This is a genomic window from Sphingobium cupriresistens LL01 (assembly GCF_001046645.1).
GTDB classification, from domain to species: Bacteria; Pseudomonadota; Alphaproteobacteria; order Sphingomonadales; family Sphingomonadaceae; genus Sphingobium; species Sphingobium cupriresistens.
This window is the reverse complement of the sequence record NZ_KQ130434.1, coordinates 2,260,390-2,279,294: the sequence shown is the minus strand read 5'-3', so window position 1 is coordinate 2,279,294 and position 18,905 is coordinate 2,260,390. Positions and strand designations below refer to the sequence as shown.

Here is an 18,905-nt window from a genome sequence, read left to right as displayed (position 1 = left end):
CGCATCGGGCAGGGAAGCCCGGTTTGGCGTCGTCTGTGTCGGCGGAAACATTGTATCGGAATTTTGAGGTGAAGCGGGTGACAGCGATGAAGAGCAGCTTGAGGCAGCGCCCGGTCGTGGCCGCCCTTTTGGCGACGACCATGATCGCGGGCCTGCCCGCGGTCCCGGCGATGGCGCAGCAGGCGCCCGCAGCCCCGCTGGCGGCCCCGGCATCCACCCCGGCCCCGGTCGTGGCCGCGCCCCAGGGCACGATCCGCGCGATCACAGTCACCGGCACGCAGCGGCTGGAGCCGGACACGGTCCTGTCCTACACGAAGCTGCGCATCGGCCAGCCCTATAGCCAGGAGAGCCTGGATCAGGGCCTGCGCGACCTGTACGAGACGGAATTGTTCTCCGATGTCCAGATTCGCAACGACAATGGGTCGCTCACCGTCGAGGTGAAGGAGAACCCGGTCATCAACCGTATCGTCCTGGAAGGTAATAAGCGCCTGAAGGAAGACAAGATCCGGCCTGAAATCAAACTGGCCCCGCGCCAGATTTACACCCGGTCCAAGGTGCGCGCCGACGTGGCCCGCATCGTAGAGCTGTATCGCCGCCAGGGCCGCTTCGCCGCGACGATCGAGCCGAAGATGGTGCAGCTGGACCAGAATCGCGTCGACATCGTGTTCGAGATTTCGGAAGGGCCCAAGTCCAAGGTCCGCCAGATCAATATCATCGGCAACGACAAGTTCAAGGACGGCGAACTGCGCAGCCAGATGGTGACCAAGCAGTCGCGCTGGTTCCGCCTGTTTTCGTCGGGCACCAGCTATGATCCTGATCGCCTGGCCTATGATCAACAGAAGCTGCGTCAATTCTACCTGACCGAAGGCTATGCCGATTTCCGCGTGATTTCCGCCGTGGCGGAACTGACGCCGGACAAGCAGGACTTCATCATCACCTATGTCGTGGAAGAAGGCGACCGCTACAAATTCGGCGACGTGAAGGTCGAATCCGACATTCGCGACCTGTCGGGCGATTTGCTGACCAAGCGCCTGCCGATGAAGAAGGGCGACTGGTACAACGCCAAGCAGGTCGAGGACACGGTCGATACGCTCAGCGAGACGGCTGGCCTGTTCGGCTATGCCTTCGCCGACGTGTCGCCCGACTTCAATCGCGAGAAGGAATCGCTGACGATGGGGATCAACTTCCGCATCGCCAACGCGCCGCGTGTCTATGTCGAGCGGGTCGACATCAACGGCAATACGCTGACCCAGGACAAGGTCGTGCGCCGCGAGTTCCGCCTGGCCGAAGGCGACGCCTTCAACAGCTTCCTGGTGAAGCGGTCGAAGGACCGGATCAATTCGCTTGGCTTCTTCCAGGAGAAGCTGGACGTCGAGCAGAAGCCCGGTTCCGCGCCCGACCGCATCATCCTGGAAACCAATGTGCAGGAAAAATCGACCGGCGAATTGTCGCTGTCGGCCGGTTTTTCTTCGCTGGAACGCTTCATCGTGTCGGCATCGATCACGCAGCGCAACTTCCGCGGCAAGGGCCAGGAACTGCGTACCTCGGTCAATTATTCGGCCTATAGCAAGTCGGTGGAGGTCGGGTTCACCGAACCCTATTTCATGGACAAGAATATCGCGCTGGGCGGCGACATCTATCGTCGCGACCTGAACAGCTTCCGCTATCTGACCAATAACGATCGCGACACGACCTACGAACAGACCACCACCGGCTTCCAGTTGCGCGCGGGCGTGCCGATTACCGAATATATGTCGCTGGCGCTGCGCTACAGCCTCAATTTCGACGATGTGACGCTCGACAAGGATACTTATTATTCCGATACGGACGGCGATGGCACGACCGAGTGCGATCCGCTGCTGGCGGGCCGCTATCTGTGCGACGCGATCGGCAAGCGCACGACATCTTCGCTCGGCTATTCGCTGATCTACGACACGCGCGATAACCGCATCCGTCCGACGCGCGGCCAGAATGTCACGCTGAGCCAGGATTTCGCGGGTCTGGGCGGCAGCGTGAAATATGTCCGCACCCGTTTGTCCGCGTCCAAATATGTGCCCTTGGGTAGCGGCTTCATCTTCTCGCTGTCGGGCGAGGGTGGTTACATCCACAGCCTGGAAGGGGAACGACGCGATTCGACGGGGCAGTTGGTCGACAAGATCCGCCTGACCGACCGCTTCTTCCTGGGCGAACCGCAGTTCCGCGGCTTCGACATTCGCGGCGTTGGCCCACGCGTGAAGCGCTATTATCTGACGGCCGAAACCAACGAAGCCGGGACTACCACCGGCTACGTCAAGAGCAACGGCAACAACAATGTTTCCGACGACGCATTGGGCGGCAAGATCTATTATCTCGCCCGCGCCGAAATCGAAATTCCGTTGGGGTCGGGCGCGCGCGAAATGGGTCTGCGGCCTTCGATCTTCATGGATGCAGGCGCCGTCGCCGGATTGAAGAATCCCGGCACGATCGACTTTGCCGGCTATTGCGCACCCGGAACCGGCGCAGCGGGAACGACCACGGTCAAGGCCGGGGGCACGCCCTATGCGCCGACTTGCCCGACCAACTACAGCTTCTCCGGCGGCAATTTCGTGGAAGAATATCTCGGCGACACGCTCAAGCCGCGTCTGTCGGTGGGCTTTGGCGTCAACTGGAACTCGCCCTTCGGCCCGTTCCGCATCGACATCGCCAAGGCCCTGTTGAAAGAACCAGGGGACGACAACAAGCTCATCACCTTCAACGTAGGGACTCAATTCTGATGCAGACGATTTTCAAGGCCGCAGCGCTCGTTTTCGCGCCCATGACCGCCATCGCCATGACCGCCGTTCCGGCCGTCGCCCAGACCAAGCAGGGCCTGGCCGTGGTCGACCTGGAGGAAGCCGTCGCCAAGAGCACGGCCTTCACCACCGCGATCAGCCAGATGCAGACCACCTACAAGCCGCAGATCGACGCGCTGAACACGCGCCGCACCGCGATCGAAACGGACCTGAAGACCAAGGGTGATGCCCTGCAGGCCGCGCTGAAGGCCGCCGCGAACAAGCCGACCCCGGCGATCGAAACCCAGTATCAGCAATATCAGCAGGCCCAGCAGGCCGGTCAGGCCGAATTGCAGCGCATGAGCCAGCCGATCAGCCTGGCCCGCGCCTATGTCGAGGAACAGATCGTCGCCAAGCTGGACGACGCGCTGAAGGCCGCGACCGCCAAGACCAAGTCGGAAATCGTGTTCAAGAAGGCCGCGACCGAAAGCTTCGGCGCGGGCGCGGACATCACTCCTGCCGTCACCACCGAACTGAACGCCCTGGTCCCCAGCGCGTCGATCACCCCGCCCGCCGGCTGGCAGCCCGGTGGCCGTCAGGGCCAGGCGGCTCCCGCTCCGGCGACCCCGGCGCAGGCGCCCAAGTCGCGCTGATAAAAATGACGGGAGAGGTTGAAACGACCGCGCGTGGCCCGATGGATGTCCGTCGGGTCATGGCCGCGCTGCCGCATCGGTATCCGATGCTGCTGATCGATCGGGTGGTGACGCTGGTGCCCAGCCAGTCGATCCACGCGATCAAGGCGGTGTCGGTGAACGAGCCGTTTTTCCAGGGGCATTTCCCCACCCGGCCGATCATGCCCGGCGTGCTGATCGTGGAAGCGATGGCGCAGGCGGCGGGCGTGCTGGCGGTGGAATCGATGAACCTGGCCGATTCGGGCAAGCTCGTCTATTTCATGAGCATCGACGGCGCGAAGTTCCGCACGCCGGTGGAGCCGGGCTGCCTGCTCGACCTGCATGTGGAAGTGACGCAGAATCGCGGCGCGATCTGCAAGTTCAGCGGCAAGGCGATGATCGAGGGCAAGCTGGCGGCGGAAGCCAATTTCGTTGCGATGATCAGCGATCCGCCCAAGGATTGATTATGCCCAGCGCCCCGGTTCGCGCCGGGGCTTTGTTCTTGCCAAGGCGCGCCGAACCCGCTAACGGCGCGCCTTCGCTATTTTACACGCATCCACAGCCGGTCGGAACCGGCACATTACGGAGCATATGCCATGAAGGCCGATACCCACCCCGACTACCATCTGATCACCGTCCAGATGACCGACGGCACCACCTTCCAGACGCGCTCCACCTGGGGCAAGGAAGGCGACACGATGGCGCTCGACATCGATCCCAAGTCGCATCCGGCCTGGACCGGCGGCAACCGCCAGCTCGACACCGGCGGCCAGGTGGCGCGCTTCAACAAGCGTTTCGGCGGTCTGACGCTGAAGAAATAATCGGCCTTCGATGGTTGAACGAAAGGGCGCCCGCGAGGCGCCCTTTTTTGTGCCTGTATTTTCCGGGGGGGGGGCGGGAAAAAAGGGCCTCCAGCAAAAAGCTGGAGGCCGAGGTTCAGGGGAGGATCAGCGGCGACAGAAGGGGGATCTGTGTAGGGCGCCGCTGACGAGGAGGCTTCTGGGCGTAGAATGATGCAGGGAAATGTCAGCGATGTTGCTGGCGGGGCCGTGGCTGAAATCTTGTCTCAGGCCGCCGTGCGATCCGCGTCCAGGAACGCGGCCACATCGTCCAGCGCCACATCCTTCGACAGGAAGGTCTGGCCGATGCCGCGGGCGAGGAGGAAGGGGAGGGTGCCGGCGGCCATTTTCTTGTCATGCAGCATATGGCCGACCAGTGCCGCGCCGCCCGCGCGCACATGGGCGGTAGCGAGGTCATGGGGGAGGCCGACGGCTTTGAGATGCGCGGTGACGCGGTCGGCATCCGCCTGCGCACAAAGGCCAAGGCGCGCGGAGTAGCGGAAGGCGAGCGCCATGCCGGCGGCGACGCCCTCGCCATGGAGCAGCGTGTCAGAAAAGCCGGTGTCGGCCTCCAGCGCATGGCCGAAGGTGTGGCCGAGATTGAGCAGGGCGCGGCGGCCCGATGTTTCGCGCTCGTCATCGGCGACGATCGCGGCCTTGGCCTGCACGCTGCGCTGAATCGCGATGGTGCGGGCGTCGGGGTCGCCGGCCAGCAGCGCCTGGGCGTTGGCGGCGCACCAGTCGAAGAACTCAGGATCGTCGATCAGGCCATATTTGACGACTTCGGCATAGCCCGCGCGGGTTTCACGGGGGGGCAGGCTGTCGAGCGTCGAGGGATCGATGAGGACCAGGGCTGGCTGGTAGAAGCTGCCGATCAGATTCTTGCCGGCCTTCGCATTGATCGCCGTTTTGCCGCCGACCGACGAATCGACCTGGGCCAGCAGGGTAGTGGGCACCTGGATGAAGTGGCAGCCGCGCTTGAGGATCGAGGCGGCGAAGCCGACCAGGTCGCCGATCACGCCGCCGCCCAGCGCCACGATATGGTCGCCGCGTTCGATCTCCAGGGCCAGCAGCGCGTCGAGCAGTTGCTCCAGATGGCGCCAGCTCTTGGTCTGTTCGCCCGGCGGCAAAATGATCGGTTCGACCGCGATGTTTGCGGCGTGCAGGCTGGCGTCGAGGCGCGGCAGTTGCGCGGCCGCGACATTGGCGTCGGTGACGACAACCAGCCGGCCCTTGCGCGCATAGGGGGCGAGCGTATCGCCGGCGCGGTCGAGCGCGCCCTGTTCGATCAGGATATCATAGCTGCGCGCACCCAGCGCGACGCGGACTAATGCCATGCGGTCAATTGCTCCATTATGCGTTCGACGGCGACTTCATGCGGGGCGGCGATGCTTTTCACATGAATGGGCGCGAGCGCGTAGACGGGGTTGCGGACCGCGGCCAGCTCCGTCAGCACGACCCGCGGGTCGCGATTCTTGAGCAGCGGGCGGCTTTCGCGGCGGGCGACGCGATCGACCAATATGTCGATGTCGGCGTCCAGCCAGATGGCGGTGGCGGCTTCCAGGATCAGGCGGCGCGTCTCATCCTGCATGAAGGCGCCGCCGCCCGTCGCGATCACCTTGGGCGCGCCGTCCATTAGCCGGGCGATGACGCGGCGTTCGCCGTCGCGGAAATAGGATTCGCCATAGCGTTCGAAAATCTCCGCCACGGTCATGCCGGCGGCCTTCTCAATCTCCTCGTCCGCATCGACGAAGTGGAGGCCCAGACGCGCGGCAAGGCGGCGGCCGACCGTGGATTTGCCCACGCCCATCATGCCCACCAGGACGATGGGACCGCGCCGGGCCTGGCTCTGCGGGATTTTGCTGTTTCGCTGCATGGCTTGCGGGGCTATACAGCCAGCCGTCACAGAGGCAAATCGCATCTTTCTTTGTCGCCCGGCCTTCAACGCCCGGCCAGCTATAGCCAAGGACCTATGAAGAATAATCGCAACTTCAGCAGTTTTGAGGGCGGCAATCGTCGTCGTGGCTCCAGCCTGCCGATCATCCCCATCGCGCTGGTCGTGCTGGTCATCGCCCTGCTGGCTTTTTTCTGGTCGCGCGGGGGCGAACAGCCGCAGCAGCGCGTCGAGAAGGTCATCCCCGCCGAGAAGCTGGGCCAGTAAGGCGGATGCGCTGGCCGCGCGGTAATGCGAAATGGGCGTTGGGCAGCTTCGCGCTGGCCCTGACGCTGCCTGTCGTCGCGCAGCAGGCGCCCGAATCGCTGCTGCCGCCCGGTTTCGGCGATGCGCCCGAAGCCCCCGCGCCGCCGCCGGTGCGGCCCACGCCCGGTGCGCCGGCGGTGTCGGGCGCGCCCGCGGCCCCCCCCGCGGCCCCCATGGTGCAGCCGCTCAACCCGGCGACCCCGCCCGACCTGTCGTTGGTGGACGCGGCGCAGAACGCCGCCGAGGCCGAAATGACGCCCGAAGAACTGGCGGCGCAGAAGGCGAAATATGACCTGCCCGACACGGCGCGCCGGTCGCTGGACCGGATCGGGCCACTGACGCCGCAGACGCGCGGGTTCGAGCCGGACGCATTCGGCGGCGAATCGGGCAAATATCTGGCCACGCTGATGAAGCAGACGCATGCGCCGATCGTGTCGCGCTGGGCCTCCATCCTGCTGCGCCGGGCGTTGCTCAGCGCGGTCGATACGCCGCGCGACATTGACGGGGCGGACTGGACGGCGGAGCGTGCCTGGCTGCTGCTGCGCATGGGCGAGGCGGACAATGCCCGGCTGATGGTGCAGAGCGTCGATCCTGACCGTTATTCGCCGCGCCTCTATGCGATCGCGATGCAGACCTATCTGGCGACGGCCGATCCGGCGGGCCTGTGCCCGCTGTCGGCAGGCGCCCTGCGGTTCAGCAAGGAACCGGGTTGGGACATGACGCGGGCGATCTGCCCGGCGCTGTCGGGCGACCAGGGGACGTCGAGCGGCGCGCTGAACCAGGCGCAGCGGCGCGGGGTCGTGCGCGGCATCGATTATCGACTGGCCGAGAAGGTGGTCGGCACCGGATTCAATGCGCGCCGGTCGGTGAAGATCGAATGGGACGGGGTTGATCGGCTGACGGCGTGGCGATTCGGGCTGGCGACGGCGCTGAACGTCGAGATACCTGACGCATTATATGGCACGGTCGGATCGCATGTCCGCGCGTGGGAAGCGCGCGCGCCGGCGTTGAGCGCGGTCAAGCGGCGGCCGGGCGTGGACATCGCCGCGCGGCTGGGCGTGCTGTCCAGCGCGGCGCTGGTCGGCTTCTATGGCCAGATGGGCACTGACGGCGATCCGCCCGCGGATGCCGCCGACCGGATCGAATCGCTGCGCACCGCTTATGCCGGATCGACCGTGGGCGACCGGATCGGCGCGATGCGGACATGGTGGCAGGACGGCGCGAAGCCCGATTATCTGGGCCTGATCGCGACGGCGCGGGCCGCAGCGGCGCTGCCGGTGGCGCAGGCCGATGCGCAGGATGCGGCCAATCTGGTCGCGGCGATGCTCGCGGCCGGATACGACCGCAACGCCGCGCGCTGGGCGCGGGCGATCGGGCAGTTGGACGGCGCGGGCGCGTCGCAATTCTGGGCCTTGCTGGCGGTCGGCGCGCCGAGCCCGGTGGTGGATATCAACAGCAGCCGGGTGTCGGGCTATGTCGGCGACGTCGGCGTGGAGAAGGGCCGGATGCTGATCGCGGCGCTGGCCGGCCTGTCGCGTCTGTCGGGTGAGGATGCCGCGTCGCTGGCGCAGGATAACGGCTTTGCGCTGGGCGCGAACAGCCGTTGGGCGCGCGCGATCGGCGCGGCGGCGCAGCGGGGCGAGAAGGGCACCGTGGCGTTGCTGGCGGCGGTCGGTATGCAGGGTAATGACTGGAGCCGCCTGCCGGCCGGGCATCTCTATCATGTCGTGGCGGCGTTGCATCGCGTCGGGCTGGACCCCGAAGCGCGGATGATCGCGGCCGAGGCGATCAGTCGCACCTGAATATGGGACAGGATGACGTGGGACAGGATGACGCCATCCTGATCGATCGCTTCCTGGAGATGATGGCGGCGGAGCGGGGCGCGTCGCGCAATACTTTGCTCGCCTATCGCGCCGATTTGACGGGCGCGGGCGATCTGCTGGGCGGGCTGGCCGGGGCGGACAAGGATGGGCTGGGGACGCTGGCGGCGGCCTGGGCCGACCTCGCCGCTTCATCGGTGGCGCGCAAGGCGTCGGCGCTGCGGGCTTTCTACGCCTTTCTGGAGGAGGAGGGGCTGCGTGGCGACAATCCGTCCGCCGCGCTGCCGCGGCCGACGACGCGCCGGGCGCTGCCCAAGATATTGTCGGTGGCGGAGGTCGATCGTTTCTTCGCCCATATCGCCGAGCGGCTGGACGTCGCGCATCCTGCGGCGGCGGACCTGCGGCTCGCGGCCTTGATCGAACTGCTTTACGGGTCGGGGCTGCGCGCGACGGAACTGATGTCGCTGCCGCGCCGGGCGCTGGCGGCGGATCGGCCCTTCCTGATCCTGAAGGGCAAGGGCGCGCGCGAGCGGCTGGTGCCGATTTCCGACCGGGCGCGGGCCGCCGTCACCGCCTGGCTCCCGCATGTGCCGGCAGATAGCGCGTGGCTGTTCCCGTCGGGGAAGAGCCATTTGAGCCGTATTCGCCTCTATCAGTTGGTCAAGGCGCTGGCGGCGGCCAGCGGCATCGCGCCGGAACGGGTCAGCCCGCATGTGCTGCGCCATGCGTTCGCCACCCATTTGCTGGAAGGCGGGGCCGATTTGCGCGCGTTGCAGATGATGCTGGGCCATGCCGATATCGGCACCACGCAAATCTATACCCATGTCGACAGCCGGCGGCTGGTCGAACTGGTCAACAGCCGCCACCCGCTGGCGGGCATGAGCGCGAACTTCCCGCATCCCCGCGTTGACGGCGACGCGCCAGCGCCTTAACGCTCCGGCCATGGTAAGCTTTCTGGAATTCGAAAAGCCGATCGCGGAGCTGGAAGCGCGCATCGTCGAGCTGCGCGCCACCGCCAGCGTGGGGGACATCAACATCGACGGCGAGATCGCGACGCTGGAAAGCCGCGCCGCCAAACTGTTGTCGGACACTTATGCCAAGTTGACGCCGTGGCAGAAGACGCAGGTGGCGCGACACGCCGAACGCCCGCACTTCAAGGACTATGTCGCGGGCATGTTCGACAATTTCATGCCGCTGGCGGGCGACCGCGCCTTTGCCGACGATCAGGCGATCATAGGCGGCTTCGCGATGCTGGGCGAGCGCAAGGTCATGGTGATCGGCCATGAAAAGGGCGACGATACCGCCAGCCGTGTGCGCCACAATTTCGGCATGGCCAAGCCGGAGGGCTATCGCAAGGCGATCCGCCTGATGGAACTGGCCGACCGGTTCGGCCTGCCGGTCGTGTCGCTGGTCGATACGTCGGGGGCATTTCCTGGCGTGCAGGCGGAAGAGCGCGGGCAGGCCGAGGCCATCGCCCGGTCGACCGAAGCCTGCCTGAAACTGGGCGTGCCGATGATCGCCGCCGTGGTGGGCGAGGGTGGCTCCGGCGGCGCGATCGCGCTGGCGGCGGCGAACCGCGTGCTGATGTTCGAACATGCCATCTATTCGGTGATTTCGCCCGAAGGCTGCGCGTCGATCCTGTGGCGCACCGCCGACAAGGCGAGCGACGCGGCGACGGCGATGCAGGTGACGGCGCAGCATTTGAAAGGCCTGGGCGTGATCGACCGGATCGTGCCGGAGCCGGTGGGCGGCGCGCATCGCGATCCGGTGACGGCGATCGCCAATCTGGGCGCGGCGATCGACGCGGAACTGGCGTCGCTCGACGGGCTGGGCGCGGACGCGCTGCGCACCGACCGGGCGGACAAGTTCCTCGCCATCGGGGCGTAAGGCTTTCGCCATGACGGGCGATTGGACGGTTGTGTCGCTCGCTTTTCCGGGAACGCCTCGCCATGATTGTTCGTTACGTGGGGGTAACGGCAATGGGTGAGGGTTTATGAACTGGAAGATGAAGCTGGGCGGCGCGGCGGCCGTGCTGGCGATCGCGGCAAGCGCACCGGCTGTGATCGGGCAGCAGCGCGCGATTCGCACCGTGTCGTCGATCAGCGCGCAGGAAAAGGCGAGCGGCGCGAAGCAGCACCCCGAATTGCTGAAGGAATTTGGCGGCGCCTATGTGGGGCCACAGGCCAGATATGTGGAGGGCGTCGGGCGTCGCATCGCGGTGCAGTCCGGCCTGTCCAACGCGCAGGGCGACTTCACCGTCACTTTGCTCAATTCGCCGGTGAACAACGCCTTCGCGATCCCCGGCGGCTATGTCTATGTGACCCGGCAGTTGATGGCGCTGATGAACGACGAGGCCGAACTGGCCGGCGTGCTGGGCCATGAAGTCGGCCATGTCGCGGCCCAGCATGGGCAGCGCAGGCAGAAGGCGGCGACGCGTAATGCGATCGGCGGCGCGTTGCTGGGCGCATTGGCGGGAGCGTTTTTGGGCGATTCGGGCTTTGCTGGGCTGATCCAGAAGGGGATCGGCACTGGCAGCCAGTTACTGACGCTCAAATTTTCACGCAGCCAGGAATATGAGGCCGACGATCTGGGCATCCGTTACCTGGCGAGCGGCGGCTATGATCCGCGCGCGCTGTCGGGGATGCTGGCGTCGCTGGCGGCGCAGAGCAGCCTGGACGCGCGGGTGGCGGGCAGCGCGCGGTCGATGCCGGAATGGGCGAGCACCCACCCCGATCCCGCGTCGCGCGTGCAACGGGCGGCCAATGCCGCCGCCGCGACTCGCGCGACCAGCAAGGTGCGCAACCGCGACGCCTTCCTCAATGCGGTGGACGGCGTACTGTATGGCGACGATCCCAAACAGGGGGTGATCGATGGCAATCGCTTCCGCCATCCCGACCTGCGGCTGAGTTTCGCCGCGCCGAGCGGGTTCGGCATGGAAAATGGCGCGGATGCGGTGTCGATCACCGGATCGGGCGGACAGGCGCAATTTGGCGCGGCGGCCTATTCCGGCAATCTGGCCGCCTATATCGACGGCGTGTTCGCCAAGCTGGGCGGCGGCGAGGGCGGTGGCGTGCCCGCGGGCGAGGTTCGGCGCACCACCATCAACGGCATCCCGGCCGCCTGGCGCACCGTGCGCGCGACCAGCCAGCAGAGTCAGGTCGATGCGACCGTGTTTGCTTATGATTTTGGCGGCGGGAAGGCCTATCATTTCCTGCTGCTGACGCCCGCGGGGCAGGGGCTTGGGCCTTTCACCGCGATGGTGCAGTCGGTCCAGCGGCTGAGCGCGCAGGAAGCAGCGGGGATCAAGCCGCGCCGCGTCGATGTCATCACCGTCAAGGCGGGCGACACCGTGCAATCCATGGCCAAGCGCATGGCCTATTCGGATTATCAGCTCGATCGGTTCCTGACCATGAACGCACTGGCCGCGAATGCCACATTGCGGGCTGGGCAGCGGGTGAAGATCGTCACTTGGTAAGAGTCTTTGTCGAAAGACGCATTCTTACGCACATACGAAAAGGGGCGGCGGAATTGCTTCCGCCGCCCCCTGTTTCGACAAGCGTCTGGGCTTACTTCAGATTGCCCGACACGTTGTTGAAGGTCGAACCCAGCTTGGTGCCCAGGCTGGTCATCGCGCCGATGGCGGCGACGGCGATCAGAGCGGCGATCAGGCCGTATTCAATCGCGGTGGCACCCTTTTCGTTCTTCAGCATCTTACGCATGAACTGCATGTGACGTCTCCTTGAAATAGATTTCAGCGTTTAACTACCCGGCCGCCCCGTATGGATATTTGTGGTCAGCAAGGATTGAATTAGACAAAGCCGGTTGAAAAACTCTTAATGCGATGTCGCGGCTGTCAAATATTGATGGTTAATGCTTCGTTACTTCCGTCGCGACATTGTTCCACATGCCCGTGGTCTTGGTCGCGACGTTGTTGAGGGCCGCAATCATGGCCAGAACGACCATGGCGATGATAAGGCCATATTCGACGGCCGTGGCGGCGCGTTCGCATCGGATCAGCCTCAATCGGGCAATGATTTCGACAAGCGCGCGCATAATATCCCCGTTTCGCTACAGACAGTCCCCAATCCACGTGTAAAGGAACCACGGTTAACAAAGCCCTCCCGACAGGACCGATATGCCTTCTTTTTCTCCCTTGCTGGTGGTGGCCGTAGCGTTGGTCGATGCCGATGGCCGGGTGCTGTTGCAGCAGCGCCCGCCCGGCAAGGCGATGGCGGACCTGTGGGAATTTCCGGGCGGCAAGGTGGAGCCGGGCGAAACGCCCGAAGCGGCGCTGGTGCGCGAGTTGGAAGAAGAGTTGGGGATAGAGACGCATAGCAGCTGTCTGGCCCCTGCGACTTTCGCCAGCGAGGCGCTGGGCGAGAAGCATCTGCTGCTGCTGCTCTATGTCTGCCGCAAGTGGAAGGGGATGCCGGAGGCGCGCCATGCGACGGCGCTGCAATGGTTGAAGCCGGCGCAGATGTATGCGCTGGACATGCCGCCTGCGGACTTGCCGTTGATCGGGCTGCTCGAAGCGCTGCTATGACGCAAAAGGGGCGCACCGTGCAGGACGCCCCTTTCAAATCCGATAGGGATCGGGACGATCAGTCCTCTTTCGCCTTGCTCTGGAGCTGGACATAATTCTGGATACCCATGCGTTCGATCATTTCGAACTGGGTTTCCAGCGTGTCGACATGCTCTTCCTCGCTTTCGAGAATATATTGGAACAGGTCGCGGCTGACGAAGTCGCGGATCGATTCGCAATAGGCGATGGCGTCGCGCAGCACCGGCAGCGCCTCATATTCCAGTTCAAGGTCGGCCTTGAGGATTTCCTCGACCGTTTCGCCGATCTTGAGGCGGCCGAGCAGCTGAAAATTGGGCAGGCCGTCAAGGAAGAGGATGCGCTCCGCCACCTTATCGGCGTGCTTCATCTCATCGATGGATTCCTCATATTCAAACTTGGCCAGCTTCTCGATGCCCCAATGGTTGAGCATACGATAGTGGAGAAAATATTGGTTGATCGCGGTCAGCTCATTCTTGAGCACCTCGTTCAGATATTCGATGACCTTGGCGTCGCCTTTCATGGCGCTTTACTCCGGCAATGGGGGACGCCGGCCCATATATCGTTTCGGAGACGCGCTGTTAAGCTGAAAACCCTTGGGAATCCCGGCTTTTTTCGTGCGCTATTGCGTGGAGATCGCGATTGCCGACTGAGGCTGATTCGCAATCCTGTCAGGCCGAGGCGCGTTCCGCGGCGATGATGGTGCGGGCGAAGGAGACGCACTGGCCGCATTTGGGGCGGCGACCATATTGGGCATAGGCGCTGCAGGGCGTGTCCGCCCCGTTGCGCGCGGCTTCCCGCAAGTCCTTTTCACGAATAGCATTACACACGCAGACGACCATCGAAGACACTCTCCTGTTGGAAACAGGGATAGCGTGTCTGATAATGGGTCGCAATAGTAATCAGTCGCTTTTGCGAATCTTTTGCGGTTGGCCGCGGATCAGGCTGCGCCAGAGCCATTCGGCCGGACCCAGGGCGAATCGCGCCGCATAGGGTTTCGACCAGGCGAGCATCAGTGTCCAGCCGCCCAGCACGAACAGGGGGAGCGCCGCCGGCGGCACCCGTGCGAAGAGGCCAAGGCCCCAACCGTAGAAGAGCGCGGTCATGACGAGGCTGGTGGCGAGATAGTTGCTGAGCGTCAGCCGTCCGGCGGCGGCCAGGCGATCGACCAGCCAATGGCTGCGATGGCGGGCGAGCAGCCAGAGGATGAGCGCGGCCCAGCCAACCGTCAGCGGAATACGGAAGGGCAGCGACCAGGCGAGCGCGACGCCATAGGCAGGCAGGGGGGCAAAGCCGCTCCAGGCCACCCAGAGCGTCAGCGCGGCCATGGGCGGCAGGCCGATCAGGAAACAATGGCGTGCGGTGCGGCGATATTGCTCCGCGTCCCAGCGACCGGTGAGGAAGCCACCCTTGAGCATCGCCATCCCTAGCAGCATGAAGCCCATGGTTTCGAAGGCGGTGAAGAGGAAACCCCAGAGCCAGTCGCCCGGCAGTCCGGCCAGTTTATGCTGGAGGATGCCGGCAAAGCCGCCGCGATAGGTGGCGATTTCCGCCAATGTGCCGGGGCTGGCGGGATTGGCCAGGGCGGCCATGAAGGCGGCATAGCCATCGCGCAGGGATGCGCCTGCGTCGGGGGCTGCGGCGGCATGGCTCCAGGCGTAGAGGCTGGCGATGAAGCTGGCGACCAGCAGGAACTGGAGCAGGAAGAAGAGCAGGGCGCGCTTGACAAGGGCGAAGGGTTCGAGGCCCACGAACAGCAGCGCGAGCAGGCTGACCAGCGCGTAGACGCGCAGGATGTCGCCCCACCACAGCAGAAAGAAATGCGCGCAGCCCAGGACGAACAGCCAGCCCGCGCGGATGATCTGCGCCCGGCGGCCGTCGCGCCCCGCCATCTCCTCCCGGTCGATCAGCAGCAGCATCGACGCGCCGAACAGCAGGGCGAACAGACCGCGCATCTTGCCGTCCACCAGGATCAGGCTGATCGCCCAGGCGGCGATGTCCGCAGCGGAGGGCGGTCCCGCCACCGCCGGATTGAAATAAGCGTTTTGCGGCAGGGCGAAGGCGGTGATGTTCATCCACAAGATACCCAGCACGGCGCAACCGCGCAGCACGTCCATGGCGGGGTTGCGGGCGAAGGGGGTCATGAAGCGGCGGTTCCTTGAAAGGACTGGTCAGCCAGTCGAAGCTCTGCCATGCGCCTAGCCATGAACGACCGCTCCAGGCAATGGCGCAAACAACGAATAAGCGACGCCTTCGGCGCGGCGGCGGCGCATTATGACGCCTATGCCGGGCCGCAGCGGCTGGCCGCGAGCCTGGTCGCCGACCTCGCTCAGCGGCAGAAGCCCGATGGGGTGGGGCGCATCCTGGAGATCGGGTGCGGCACCGGATTCCTGACGCGCGCCATTCAGGCGCGCTGGCCCGGCGCGGAACTGGTGGCGACCGACATATCGCCGGGCATGTTGGAGCAGGCGGCGTCGCACGGGTTGGTCGCGGGGCGGTTCATGACGATGGACGGGGAAGCGCCGCCGTTCGAGGGGCCATGGTTCGACCTGATCCTGTCCAGCCTGGCCTTTCAGTGGTTTGACGATCTGGGCGGCGCGATCGCGCGGCTGGCGCGGTTGTTGCGGCCGGGCGGGAGCCTGATCTTTTCGACCATGGGGCGGGGGAGCTTCGCCCGCTGGCGCGCGGCGCATGATGCGTGCGGGCTGGTGGCGGGGGTGCCGGGCTATCCGTCGCTCGATGATCTGCGCGGGCTGCTCGTGGGGCATGACGACGCCTTCGCCTTTGACGAACATTATACGCTGGCGTGCGGCGGCGCGCGCGGGCTGATCGCGCACCTCAAGGGGATCGGCGCGGTGGTGCCGAGCGAAGGGCGCAAGCCGCTGACCCCGCGCGACCTGCGCCGGGTCATGGCAGCGTTTGAAGAGAGGGGCGGTGGTGATGGCTATCAGGTGCTGTTCGCGCGGGTGACGCGGGCTGGGGCATAGCGCTGCGGGGACAGGGCTTACCCTCACTCGTCATTCCCGCGACGGCGGCAATCCATGGCGCCTTCATGCGATCCAGTCGCAGGAGGAGAAGTGAAGCCCCGCCTGCGCGAGGACGACGGGGCTTTGCGAGTTTGGGCGATTAGAGTTCGCTGTCCATCAGGGCTGGGAAGAAGCCTTCATGGGCGGTGCGTAGCGCGTCGAGTGACACGCCGGCGATGCTGGCGCCGCCGGTCGTGCCGATCTTTGACGCGCCTGCAATCTCGACGCTTGCGGGGGCCGTGACGACATAGCGGCCCTGATCTTCGCCAAAAGCGGATGCGGTGGTGAGGGCGATGTCGAGCGTCGCGCCCATTTTGCCGGCCAGCGCCATTTCCGCGATGGTGACCAGCAGGCCGCCGTCGCTGATGTCATGCACGGCATTGACCGTGCCGCTGGCGACCAGCGCGCGCACGGTGTCGGCGCGGGCGCGTTCGGCGGCCAGATCGACCTTGGGCGCGTCGCCTGCTTCGCGACCGGCGATCTCGCGCAGCCAGATGGTCTGGCCCAGATGCGCGCCTTCTTCGCCGATCAGCCAGATCGCGTCGCCTGCATTTTTGAAAGCCACGGTCGCCATCATATCGACGTCGGCCAGCAGGCCGATGCCGCCGATCGCCGGGGTCGGCAGGATCGCGCTCCCGCCGCCGGTCGCCTTGCTCTCATTATAGAGCGAGACGTTGCCGCTCACGATCGGGAAGTCGAGCGCGCGGCAGGCGTCGCCCATGCCCTCCAGGCAGCCGGTCAGCTGCGCCATGATTTCGGGGCGTTGCGGGTTGGCGAAGTTGAGGCAGTTGGTGACCGCGAGCGGCATCGCGCCGACGGCGGACAGGTTGCGATAACATTCGGCGATCGCCTGCTTGCCGCCTTCATAGGGGTCGGCATAGCAATAGCGCGGCGTGCAGTCGGTGCTGATCGCGATGCCCTTGTTCGATCCGTGGACGCGCACGACCGCGGCGTCGCCACCGGGGCGCTGGACGGTGTCGGCGCCGACCATGTGATCATATTGTTCCCAGATCCAGCGGCGGCTGGCGATGTCGGGGCTGCCCATCAGCTTCACAAGGTCCGCGCCGATGTCGGCGCTTTCGGCGATCTCGCCCAGCGGTTCGACCTTCGACCAGATCTTATAGTCGTCCTTCGGCATGGAGGGACGGTCGTAGAGCGGCGCATCGTCGGCCAGCGGGGCGAGCGGGATGTCGCACACTGTCTCGCCCTTGTGGATCAGCACCATGCGGCCGGTGTCGGTGACATGACCGATGACGGCGAAGTCCAGTTCCCACTTCCGGAAGATCGCTTCGGCGAAAGCCTCGCGGCCGGGCTTCAAGACCATCAACATGCGCTCTTGGCTTTCGGAGAGCATCATTTCATAGGTGGTCATGCCGGTTTCGCGCTGCGGCACATCGTCCATGTTGAGCTGGATGCCCACGCCGCCCTTCGACGCCATTTCGACGCTGGAGGAGGTGAGGCCGGCTGCGCCCATATCCTGAATGGCGACGATCGCGTCGGACGCCATAAGTTCCAGACAGGCTTCGATCAGCAGCTTTTCGGTGAAAGGGTCGCCGACCTGCACGGTGGGGCGCTTGGCGTCGGCGTCGTCGCCGAAATCGGCGCTCGCCATCGTCGCGCCATGGATACCGTCCCGGCCGGTCTTCGAGCCGACATAGACGATCGGGTTGCCGATGCCGGACGCGGCGCTGTAGAAAATCTTGTCGGTATCCGCGACGCCTACGGTCATCGCATTGACCAGGATATTGCCGTCATAGGCGGGGTGGAAATTCACCTCTCCGCCCACGGTCGGCACGCCGACGCAATTGCCATAGCCGCCGATGCCGCGCACTACGCCGCTGATAAGGTGGCGCATCTTGGGATGGTCGGGCCGGCCGAAGCGCAGCGCGTTCATGTTCGCGACCGGACGCGCGCCCATGGTGAAGACGTCGCGCAGGATGCCGCCGACGCCCGTCGCCGCGCCCTGATAGGGTTCGATATAGCTGGGATGGTTGTGGCTCTCCATCTTGAAGATCGCCGCCTGTCCGTCACCGATGTCGACCACGCCGGCATTTTCGCCGGGGCCGCAAATCACCTGCGGGCCGGTGGTCGGCAGCTTCATCAGATGGATCTTGGAGGATTTATACGAGCAATGTTCCGACCACATGACCGAGAATATGCCCAGTTCCGTCAGGTTAGGCTCGCGGCCGAGGGCGCTCAGGACGCGGTCATATTCTTCCGGGCTGAGGCCATGCTCGGCGACGACTTCCGGGGTGATCTGGGGGGCGGTGCTGGACATGTGCGCGCCCATAGCGGGGGCGTGGAGGAATCACAATGGCGGCGTGCGTGGATTGGTGGCGATGCGTCGATCGGGCGGGAGCGGGGGATGGGAGGTGGCGCGTTTCGGCTGATGTGATTTTTCGCGCCGAGGCGCAGAGAAGCGAGAGGGTGACGGCTTGCAATGATTGGGGCGCGAAAGGGGGAGGGAAGGTCGGATTGCGAACGCAATGGTCGCAAACCCGCCACTCACTCCAAAAGAAAAAGGCCGGACCTTAGGGGAGGTCCGGCCTTGGTGAAGACGGAAAAAGGCGTGCCCGGTTTTAGACGTGGCAGGCCTGGGCGCCCTTGCCAGGCACGGTGATGGTCACGGCGTCGCCCTGGCCGCTGACTTCGAAGCCATCGGCCGTGTAGGGCCGGCCTGCTTCCGCTGCGACCAGCTTGGTCGGCGATCCACCCTTTTCGGTGCGCAGGTTCGCCGTTTTGTCGTCGGTCATGAAATCGACGAAGATCAGGCTGTTGTCCTTGCAGCGGAACTGCTTGTTGGCCTTGACCGAGGGCGGCAGCTCGACCGGCGCGGCGTTAGCGAGTTCGGCCGCCATGGGATCGGCAGGGCCGCCCACGACTTCGGGTTCGTCATTCTTGTTACAGGCCGACAGCAAAGCCACGCTGGCGACGGCGATAAGGGGGAGATAATATTTCATAGCGATCCTTTTATGTGCATGTGCAACATGGTGCGTCAACGCAAAACTGCGATGTTCCCGCCATGCGCCGTGAAATGACGT

General features: G+C 65.0%; 20 protein-coding genes. 11 read left to right on the top strand and 9 right to left on the bottom strand.

Going from position 1 to position 18,905, the window contains the following annotated elements; genetic code table 11:
• Nucleotides 1-86 precede the first annotated feature (86 nt).
• The 4 genes from bamA to rpmE all read left to right on the top strand — a co-directional run bounded on the left by bamA (nucleotide 87) and on the right by rpmE (nucleotide 4,242).
• Nucleotides 87-2,753, top strand: a complete 2,667-nt coding sequence (gene bamA / locus V473_RS10965) for an outer membrane protein assembly factor BamA (protein WP_066603798.1) — start codon at nucleotides 87-89, stop codon at nucleotides 2,751-2,753.
• Nucleotides 2,753-3,403: an OmpH family outer membrane protein gene (locus tag V473_RS10960; protein ID WP_066603795.1), complete on the top strand. Its 651-nt coding sequence runs from the start codon at nucleotides 2,753-2,755 to the stop codon at nucleotides 3,401-3,403. The genes bamA and V473_RS10960 overlap by 1 nt, the downstream gene beginning before the upstream one ends.
• 41 nt (nucleotides 3,404-3,444) lie before the next feature.
• Nucleotides 3,445-3,885 (top strand): 3-hydroxyacyl-ACP dehydratase FabZ, encoded by a 441-nt coding sequence (gene fabZ, locus V473_RS10955; protein ID WP_452654652.1) that lies wholly within the window; start codon nucleotides 3,445-3,447, stop codon nucleotides 3,883-3,885.
• A gap of 132 nt (nucleotides 3,886-4,017) precedes the next feature.
• On the top strand, nucleotides 4,018-4,242 hold the full coding sequence (gene rpmE / locus V473_RS10950; protein ID WP_007709952.1) for a 50S ribosomal protein L31: 225 nt from the start codon (nucleotides 4,018-4,020) through the stop codon (nucleotides 4,240-4,242).
• A gap of 245 nt (nucleotides 4,243-4,487) precedes the next feature.
• Here rpmE and aroB read toward each other — a convergent pair whose 3' ends face one another.
• Together aroB and V473_RS10940 are read right to left on the bottom strand one after the other, a co-directional pair.
• Entirely contained in the window at nucleotides 4,488-5,597 is a 1,110-nt protein-coding gene (gene aroB, locus V473_RS10945; RefSeq protein WP_066603789.1) for a 3-dehydroquinate synthase, read from the bottom strand.
• The gene (locus tag V473_RS10940) at nucleotides 5,588-6,136 is read right to left on the bottom strand and encodes a shikimate kinase (protein ID WP_066603787.1); all 549 of its coding nucleotides are present in this window, start codon (nucleotides 6,134-6,136) and stop codon (nucleotides 5,588-5,590) included. Before V473_RS10940 ends, aroB begins: the two co-directional genes overlap by 10 nt.
• Nucleotides 6,137-6,232: 96 nt before the next feature.
• Between V473_RS10940 and V473_RS10935 the strand changes: the two genes are divergently transcribed.
• The 5 genes from V473_RS10935 (at nucleotide 6,233) to V473_RS10915 (ending at nucleotide 11,755) form a co-directional block, all read left to right on the top strand.
• Nucleotides 6,233-6,421 (top strand): cbb3-type cytochrome oxidase assembly protein, encoded by a 189-nt coding sequence (locus tag V473_RS10935; RefSeq protein WP_066603784.1) that lies wholly within the window; start codon nucleotides 6,233-6,235, stop codon nucleotides 6,419-6,421.
• A gap of 5 nt (nucleotides 6,422-6,426) precedes the next feature.
• Nucleotides 6,427-8,262 carry a hypothetical protein gene (locus tag V473_RS10930; protein ID WP_066603782.1) on the top strand — a complete coding sequence of 612 codons (1,836 nt, stop codon included), beginning with the start codon at nucleotides 6,427-6,429 and terminating at the stop codon, nucleotides 8,260-8,262.
• A gap of 2 nt (nucleotides 8,263-8,264) precedes the next feature.
• A complete protein-coding gene (locus V473_RS10925) occupies nucleotides 8,265-9,212 on the top strand; it encodes a tyrosine recombinase (RefSeq protein ID WP_408021495.1) in 948 nt (315 codons plus the stop codon).
• Between the two features lie 10 nt (nucleotides 9,213-9,222).
• The gene (locus tag V473_RS10920; RefSeq protein ID WP_066603780.1) at nucleotides 9,223-10,167 is read left to right on the top strand and encodes an acetyl-CoA carboxylase carboxyltransferase subunit alpha; all 945 of its coding nucleotides are present in this window, start codon (nucleotides 9,223-9,225) and stop codon (nucleotides 10,165-10,167) included.
• 106 nt (nucleotides 10,168-10,273) lie between these two features.
• Complete coding sequence (locus tag V473_RS10915) at nucleotides 10,274-11,755, top strand: M48 family metalloprotease (RefSeq protein WP_066603777.1); 1,482 nt, start codon at nucleotides 10,274-10,276, stop codon at nucleotides 11,753-11,755.
• Nucleotides 11,756-11,846: 91 nt separating this feature from the next.
• Here V473_RS10915 and V473_RS10910 read toward each other — a convergent pair whose 3' ends face one another.
• Both V473_RS10910 and V473_RS10905 read right to left on the bottom strand, forming a co-directional pair.
• On the bottom strand, nucleotides 11,847-12,008 hold the full coding sequence (locus V473_RS10910) for a Flp family type IVb pilin (RefSeq protein ID WP_066603774.1): 162 nt from the start codon (nucleotides 12,006-12,008) through the stop codon (nucleotides 11,847-11,849).
• Between the two features lie 139 nt (nucleotides 12,009-12,147).
• Nucleotides 12,148-12,333: a Flp family type IVb pilin gene (locus V473_RS10905; protein WP_066603770.1), complete on the bottom strand. Its 186-nt coding sequence runs from the start codon at nucleotides 12,331-12,333 to the stop codon at nucleotides 12,148-12,150.
• An 82-nt stretch (nucleotides 12,334-12,415) separates the two neighbouring features.
• On the opposite strand from V473_RS10905, the gene V473_RS10900 reads away from it, so the two are divergent.
• Nucleotides 12,416-12,823 carry a (deoxy)nucleoside triphosphate pyrophosphohydrolase gene (locus V473_RS10900; RefSeq protein ID WP_066603768.1) on the top strand — a complete coding sequence of 136 codons (408 nt, stop codon included), beginning with the start codon at nucleotides 12,416-12,418 and terminating at the stop codon, nucleotides 12,821-12,823.
• Between the two features lie 58 nt (nucleotides 12,824-12,881).
• Here V473_RS10900 and bfr read toward each other — a convergent pair whose 3' ends face one another.
• From bfr to V473_RS10885, 3 genes are all read right to left on the bottom strand, one after another.
• Nucleotides 12,882-13,361 (bottom strand): bacterioferritin, encoded by a 480-nt coding sequence (gene bfr / locus V473_RS10895; protein WP_066603763.1) that lies wholly within the window; start codon nucleotides 13,359-13,361, stop codon nucleotides 12,882-12,884.
• Nucleotides 13,362-13,509: 148 nt separating this feature from the next.
• Nucleotides 13,510-13,680 (bottom strand): (2Fe-2S)-binding protein, encoded by a 171-nt coding sequence (locus V473_RS10890; RefSeq protein ID WP_066603762.1) that lies wholly within the window; start codon nucleotides 13,678-13,680, stop codon nucleotides 13,510-13,512.
• Nucleotides 13,681-13,740: 60 nt separating this feature from the next.
• A complete protein-coding gene (locus tag V473_RS10885; RefSeq protein ID WP_066603759.1) occupies nucleotides 13,741-14,982 on the bottom strand; it encodes a DUF418 domain-containing protein in 1,242 nt (413 codons plus the stop codon).
• A gap of 60 nt (nucleotides 14,983-15,042) precedes the next feature.
• On the opposite strand from V473_RS10885, the gene V473_RS10880 reads away from it, so the two are divergent.
• On the top strand, nucleotides 15,043-15,825 hold the full coding sequence (locus tag V473_RS10880; RefSeq protein ID WP_066603754.1) for a methyltransferase domain-containing protein: 783 nt from the start codon (nucleotides 15,043-15,045) through the stop codon (nucleotides 15,823-15,825).
• 139 nt (nucleotides 15,826-15,964) lie between these two features.
• On the opposite strand, the gene purL is transcribed toward V473_RS10880, so the two are convergent.
• Nucleotides 15,965-18,142, bottom strand: a complete 2,178-nt coding sequence (gene purL / locus V473_RS10875) for a phosphoribosylformylglycinamidine synthase subunit PurL (protein ID WP_066605514.1) — start codon at nucleotides 18,140-18,142, stop codon at nucleotides 15,965-15,967.
• A 301-nt stretch (nucleotides 18,143-18,443) separates the two neighbouring features.
• The gene (locus V473_RS10870) at nucleotides 18,444-18,824 is read right to left on the bottom strand and encodes a hypothetical protein (RefSeq protein WP_066603753.1); all 381 of its coding nucleotides are present in this window, start codon (nucleotides 18,822-18,824) and stop codon (nucleotides 18,444-18,446) included.
• Nucleotides 18,825-18,905 lie beyond the last annotated feature (81 nt).

Excerpts from the sequence above, each read along its gene's own strand:
- V473_RS10940 (WP_066603787.1), bottom strand. The coding sequence starts at position 6,136 with ATGCAGCGAAACAGCAAAATCCCGCAGAGCCAGGCCCGGCGCGGTCCC.
- V473_RS10935 (WP_066603784.1), top strand. The coding sequence starts at position 6,233 with ATGAAGAATAATCGCAACTTCAGCAGTTTTGAGGGCGGCAATCGTCGT.
- V473_RS10900 (WP_066603768.1), top strand. The coding sequence starts at position 12,416 with ATGCCTTCTTTTTCTCCCTTGCTGGTGGTGGCCGTAGCGTTGGTCGAT.
- rpmE (WP_007709952.1), top strand. The coding sequence starts at position 4,018 with ATGAAGGCCGATACCCACCCCGACTACCATCTGATCACCGTCCAGATG.
- V473_RS10885 (WP_066603759.1), bottom strand. The coding sequence starts at position 14,982 with ATGACCCCCTTCGCCCGCAACCCCGCCATGGACGTGCTGCGCGGTTGC.
- V473_RS10910 (WP_066603774.1), bottom strand. The coding sequence starts at position 12,008 with ATGCAGTTCATGCGTAAGATGCTGAAGAACGAAAAGGGTGCCACCGCG.
- V473_RS10915 (WP_066603777.1), top strand. The coding sequence starts at position 10,274 with ATGAACTGGAAGATGAAGCTGGGCGGCGCGGCGGCCGTGCTGGCGATC.
- fabZ (WP_452654652.1), top strand. The coding sequence starts at position 3,445 with ATGGATGTCCGTCGGGTCATGGCCGCGCTGCCGCATCGGTATCCGATG.
- purL (WP_066605514.1), bottom strand. The coding sequence starts at position 18,142 with ATGTCCAGCACCGCCCCCCAGATCACCCCGGAAGTCGTCGCCGAGCAT.
- V473_RS10960 (WP_066603795.1), top strand. The coding sequence starts at position 2,753 with ATGCAGACGATTTTCAAGGCCGCAGCGCTCGTTTTCGCGCCCATGACC.
- V473_RS10890 (WP_066603762.1), bottom strand. The coding sequence starts at position 13,680 with ATGGTCGTCTGCGTGTGTAATGCTATTCGTGAAAAGGACTTGCGGGAA.
- V473_RS10905 (WP_066603770.1), bottom strand. The coding sequence starts at position 12,333 with ATGCGCGCGCTTGTCGAAATCATTGCCCGATTGAGGCTGATCCGATGC.
- V473_RS10880 (WP_066603754.1), top strand. The coding sequence starts at position 15,043 with ATGAACGACCGCTCCAGGCAATGGCGCAAACAACGAATAAGCGACGCC.
- V473_RS10925 (WP_408021495.1), top strand. The coding sequence starts at position 8,265 with ATGGGACAGGATGACGTGGGACAGGATGACGCCATCCTGATCGATCGC.
- bamA (WP_066603798.1), top strand. The coding sequence starts at position 87 with ATGAAGAGCAGCTTGAGGCAGCGCCCGGTCGTGGCCGCCCTTTTGGCG.
- aroB (WP_066603789.1), bottom strand. The coding sequence starts at position 5,597 with ATGGCATTAGTCCGCGTCGCGCTGGGTGCGCGCAGCTATGATATCCTG.
- V473_RS10930 (WP_066603782.1), top strand. The coding sequence starts at position 6,427 with ATGCGCTGGCCGCGCGGTAATGCGAAATGGGCGTTGGGCAGCTTCGCG.
- V473_RS10920 (WP_066603780.1), top strand. The coding sequence starts at position 9,223 with ATGGTAAGCTTTCTGGAATTCGAAAAGCCGATCGCGGAGCTGGAAGCG.
- bfr (WP_066603763.1), bottom strand. The coding sequence starts at position 13,361 with ATGAAAGGCGACGCCAAGGTCATCGAATATCTGAACGAGGTGCTCAAG.
- V473_RS10870 (WP_066603753.1), bottom strand. The coding sequence starts at position 18,824 with ATGAAATATTATCTCCCCCTTATCGCCGTCGCCAGCGTGGCTTTGCTG.